Raw genomic sequence first — 5,214 nt, 5'->3', positions numbered from 1 at the left:
TAGTTTGATCGGCTCTTCGTTATCGTTTAAATTCGGCGCAAATCCGCCCTCGTCGCCCACCGCCGTGCTGTGGCCGGCCGCGTTTAGAAGACCTTTTAGCGTGTGGTAAATTTCGCTCGCCGCTCGCAGCGCGTCGCTAAATTTATCAAATCCAAACGGCATAATCATAAATTCTTGAAAATCCACGCTGTTGTTCGCGTGCGCGCCGCCGTTAATGATATTAAACATCGGCACGGGTAGCACGCTGGCATTCGCGCCGCCTAGGTAGCGGTACAAAGGCACGTCAAGGCTCTTTGCCGCCGCGCGCGCTACCGCCATAGATACGCCAAGCACCGCATTTGCGCCCAAATTTGAGTAGTTATCGGTGCCGTCAAGCTCTCTCATCTCATCGTCAAGCGCCTTTTGATCAAACGCATCCAGCCCGATCACAGCCTCCGCGATCTGAGAATTTACGTTTTCTACCGCCTTTAGCACGCCCTTGCCGCAGTATCTATCGCCCCCGTCGCGAAGCTCCAGCGCCTCGCGTTTGCCCGTGCTTGCGCCGCTTGGGACTATCGCGCTTGCTACGGTGCCGTCGCTTAGAGCCACGGTCGCTTTCACGGTCGGGTTGCCACGGCTATCTAGCACCTCTATCGCATAAACATCTTCGATATAAATCATCATTCCTCTCCGCTTTGTAAATTTTCTTCATCGTCTGCGTCTGCGCTGAAATTTACACTACCCATCTGCTCGCGTATTTTAGCAGTGATCTCTTCAGCGACAGCAGGGTTATTCTCTAGATAAATTTTAGCGTTTTCGCGCCCTTGACCCAGCTTAGTGTCGCCGTAGCTGAACCACGCACCGCTTTTATCGACGATATCGAGCTTGACGCCGTAATCGATCAACTCACCCACCTTGCTGATGCCCTTGCCAAACATTATGTCAAATTCCGCGATCTTAAACGGCGGCGCCACCTTGTTTTTCACGACCTTGACCTTGGCGCGGTTGCCGATGCTCTCTTCGTTTTGTTTCAAAGTAGCGATCTTGCGTATGTCGATGCGCACCGAAGCGTAAAATTTAAGCGCATTTCCGCCGGTCGTCGTCTCAGGTGTGCCGTAGCCCATCTGCCCGATCTTCATACGGATTTGGTTGATAAAGATCACCGTCGTATTCATCTTATGCACGACGCCGGCGAGTTTGCGCAGCGCTTGGCTCATAAGTCGCGCCTGAAGCCCCACGTGCTGATCGCCCATGTCGCCCTCGATCTCGTTTTTCGGCGTGAGCGCGGCGACGCTATCAACGACGATGAGATCGATCGCGCCGCTTTTTGCTAGGGTTTCTACGATATCAAGCGCTTGCTCGCCGAAGTCGGGCTGGCTGACGTAGAGATTGTCGGTATCTACGCCTAAATTCGAAGCGTATTTGACGTCCAGCGCGTGTTCGGCGTCTACGAATGCGCAAATTCCTCCCGCCTTTTGGCACTCGGCGATGATGTGAAGCGTAAGCGTCGTCTTTCCCGAGCTCTCCGGCCCGTAAATCTCGATGATACGCCCTTTCGGCACGCCGCCGATGCCAAGCGCGATGTCAAGCCCCACAGAGCCCGTAGAGATGGCGTCTATCGGCTCGACCTGCTTATCGCCCAGTCGCACGAGCGTGCCCTTACCGAAAGCTTTGTCGATCGATTTTAGCGCCGCATCCAGCGTCTTTTTCTTTCCCTCGTCCATGTTTTTCCTTAAAAATAAATTCATTTGATTTTACCAAATTTGAAATGAATTTTTGATTATTCGCTCAAATTCGGCGCGGCATCGGAATTTGAAATTTTTAAGGAGCGCAAAAGCTCTGTGCGGCAAGCGGAGAGCATTAAATTTAGCCTTTTAAGCGGGCTTAATTTTTCACGTTTTTCTTTAGAAATTCCGCATTTTTATGAGGACTGTAGCAAAATTTCACTATAATTTCGCAACATTTTGGAATCAAGCTGCGCGCCGCGCGCGAAATTTAAAGCGGAGCAAAAAGGATAAAATTTGAAGATTTTTAAGCATATAAACGTCGCCCACTCGCCCGATGCGGATGATATTTTTATGTATAAGGCGATTGATTTTGGTTGGGTGAGCTCCAAAAATCTAAAATTTAGCGCCACCGCGCTTGATATCCAGACGCTAAACGACGAGGCGCTAAAGGGCACTTACGAGGCCACGGCGATTAGCTTCGCGCTATATCCGCTTATCTGCGACGAATACGCGCTTTTACGCACGGCGGTGAGCTTTGGCGAGGGCTACGGACCAAAGCTAGTTAAGAAAAAGGGCGCGGTCTTAAAGCGAAATTTCAAAGTCGCGCTCAGCGGCAAACACACGACAAACGCCCTACTTTTTCGCATGGCATACCCGCAGGCGCGCATAGTTTATAAAAATTTTCTCGACATCGAGGGCGCGGTCTTAAGCGGCGAAGTGGACGCAGGCGTGCTGATACACGAGAGCATTTTGGACTTTTCGGACGAGCTTTGCGTGGAGCGCGAGATCTGGGATATCTGGAGCGAGCTAGCGGGCGAAAATCTGCCGCTGCCGCTAGGAGGTATGGCGGTTCGTCGCAGCCTGCCGATAACGGACGCCATCGAGTGCGAGCGCGTGCTAACCGAAGGCGTGCGTATCGCCACCGCGCATAAGCCGCTTTTGTCGCATATGCTCCTTGAGCGAAATCTCATCCGCGTAGACGACGCAAAGCTCGAAAAATATCTGAGCCTTTATGCCAACGAAGCCTCGATCGAGCTTTCGGGGGCGCAGATAAAGGCGGTAGATAGGCTATTTGAGCTTGGTTACGAGCGCGGATTTTACTCTGCGCCGATTAGCGCGCAGGAGAATTTTATCCCGCGCGAATATAACGAGATCCGTTTTGCGGACTGCGGCGGGCAAAACCCGATGTAAGGTCTAGTGAGATCAAAATTTAGATGAAATTTAGCGCTTGCTTCGGTTAAATTCTACTCGGAATGAAATCGCGTTTTAGCTAAATTCCTCGTCGTTAAGCGGAGTGTGACTTGGCTAAATTTTGCTTCGGCGTAAAAGTTGCCGCGCGAGGTAGAATTTTATCCGCGCTCTTGCCATGGCGGTGCTGCGCCGTAGCTTTTGAAATTTAGCCGCGGAGTATAGCGAGTTTAAAATTTAGCGCAAATTTGACGCCGAGTGCGCCGCGGATTTTGCCGCCAAGCTGTGCCAATCGACCGCACGCTGTAGGCCATTTGTCGCCGTGCAATCTGTACGCCTTAAATTTACGGCTACGCAGTGATGAAATTTCACGGCGCGGCGCTACATTGCGCTGCTGTATTTTGTACCGCAGGGTGCGAGTTGCGCGTGCGACGTAGTGCGCCGCTGAAAACGTATCGCAAGCGAGCTAAATTTTAATCGCGCCGGCGTCGCTAAATTTTTTTGGAATAGTGTACAGCTTCGTACAGTGCGGCGCGGCTAGCGCAAAATTTAGAAATGAAATTTAAAAGGCAAAATTTTGAAAACAAAGCAGATAGATTTTAGCAAATACACCTCCGTGCGCATCGGCGGGAGCTTTGCGGTGCAAATTTTAAAAGACGAGGCCGATTTTGCGGAGTTTGAGAGTATAGCGGGGGGCGCGATCATCGGCGGCGGCAACAATCTGCTCATCTCATCCGCACCGCCGCACCTTGCGATGCTAAGCGAGGAGTTCGACCGCATAAGCCTAAGCGGAGACGTCCTTAGCATCGGGGCTGCGACGAAGTCGGGTAAAATTTACAACTTCGCCAAAAAGCAAAACATCGGCGGCTTTGAGTTTTTGCGAAACATCCCGGGCACGCTCGGCGGGCTAATCAAAATGAACGCGGGGCTCGCCGGCGCTAGCATCAGCGATAGCCTGCTTGCCGTGCGCCTGGCTCGCGGCTGGGTGGAGCGCGAGCGGATAAGCTTCGGCTACCGAAGAAGCGGGATCGAGGAGCCGATTTTGGGCGCCGAGTTTAAAATTTCACGCGGCTTTGATGCCGAACTCGCCGCGGATTTCGCCGCCAAACGCGCCAACCAGCCAAAGGGAGCAAGCTTTGGAAGCTGCTTTAAAAATCCGCCGAATGACGCCGCGGGCAGACTGATCGAAGCGGCGGGACTAAAAGGCTACGCGATCGGCGGCGCGAAATTTAGCGAGCAGCACGCCAATTTCATCATAAATTTCGGCGGCGCGAGCTTTGAGGATGTGATGAGCCTGATAGAGCTTGCTCGCGAGCGGGTTTTGCAGCGCTTCGGCGTCGCGCTCGAGCTAGAGGTTAAAATTTTATAGTTCAAGCGTGGACTTCACAAGCTAAAGCGGAGAGGAAGCGTAACAAGCGAGCGCCACGCGCACGACGGCGAGGAGATAAAAAGCTGTGTTTATAGCGAATACGGCGTGCTTGTGGGCGGCTTTTGCCTAAGAGCGTTTATCGTGGCGGTCTATATATTTTGATCCCTCCTTTCTGATACCGGTCGGACGCAAGTCCGACCTTATTAAATTTTATCGCTATTCGGGTTTTGCAATCGGACCCCTACTTGATCGCTCGCATCTGCTAACGGCGCAAATTCACACTATCTAGATAAAATTTTGATATAATCTCCCGCTTTAAAAGCTAAAATTCAAAGGAAAAACATGAAATTTATTTCTCACAAAATTTTAAAAAGCGCGGTTTTGCTGGCGGCATTGGGGTCTTTCGCAACTTGCGGTGCCGAGATGCAACAGCCTAACGGCTACGCCATAAGCGGCGCGGCGCTATCGGCGATAGAGGAGGACAATAGAGCAAAAGAAAATTATCTAGTCATTGACGTTAGAACTGCAGATGAGTACGCCGCAGGCCACATAAAGCAAGCGATTAATATCCCGCTTGGAGAGCTGGAAAGCAGACTGGACGAGATAAACGCCTACAAGGATAAAAACGTCGTGCTTTATTGCAATACGGGCAACCGCAGTGGAAAGGCACTTGATCTGCTTAAGCAAAAGGGCTTTAGTATGCTTATGAACGCGCCCGGCGTGAAGCAGTACGACTACGAGCTGTACAAGGTCGGCAGCATAAACGCGGAGGGGTTTTTGAAAATAGCGAATGATCCGAACGTCTTAGTCATCGATGTGCGCGAAAAAAAAGACTACGACGCGGGGCATATGAAAGGCGCGATAAATATTCCTGACGGCGAGCCTTTAGAAAACTACAAGGATGTGCTTGAGGCCAACAAGGGCAAAAGGATAATTACGCACTGCTACAGC

4 protein-coding genes and 1 pseudogene are annotated in these 5,214 nt (G+C 51.4%); 3 read left to right on the top strand and 2 right to left on the bottom strand.

What is annotated here, in order from left to right:
* Positions 1-660 (bottom strand): annotated as a pseudogene (gene eno / locus Q0256_RS06990) (phosphopyruvate hydratase); the annotation flags it as partial.
* Positions 660-1,703: a recombinase RecA gene (recA, locus tag Q0256_RS06985; protein ID WP_297961569.1), complete on the bottom strand. Its 1,044-nt coding sequence runs from the start codon at positions 1,701-1,703 to the stop codon at positions 660-662. The gene recA and the pseudogene eno, both read right to left, overlap by 1 nt.
* A 297-nt stretch (positions 1,704-2,000) precedes the next feature.
* Between recA and Q0256_RS06980 the strand changes: the two genes are divergently transcribed.
* The 3 genes from Q0256_RS06980 to Q0256_RS06970 all read left to right on the top strand — a co-directional run.
* Positions 2,001-2,897 carry a menaquinone biosynthesis family protein gene (locus Q0256_RS06980; RefSeq protein WP_297961566.1) on the top strand — a complete coding sequence of 299 codons (897 nt, stop codon included), beginning with the start codon at positions 2,001-2,003 and terminating at the stop codon, positions 2,895-2,897.
* Positions 2,898-3,471: 574 nt separating this feature from the next.
* On the top strand, positions 3,472-4,263 hold the full coding sequence (locus tag Q0256_RS06975; RefSeq protein ID WP_297961564.1) for a UDP-N-acetylmuramate dehydrogenase: 792 nt from the start codon (positions 3,472-3,474) through the stop codon (positions 4,261-4,263).
* 342 nt (positions 4,264-4,605) lie between these two features.
* Positions 4,606-5,214 (top strand): rhodanese-like domain-containing protein (locus tag Q0256_RS06970; RefSeq protein ID WP_297961561.1); only part of this gene is annotated, 609 nt, incomplete at its 3' end.

The organism is uncultured Campylobacter sp. (assembly GCF_937949835.1).
In the GTDB taxonomy this organism is placed as follows: Bacteria; Campylobacterota; Campylobacteria; order Campylobacterales; family Campylobacteraceae; genus Campylobacter_B.
The sequence above is the reverse complement of the archived record's forward strand: the minus strand, read 5'-3'. Positions and strand labels throughout refer to the sequence as shown.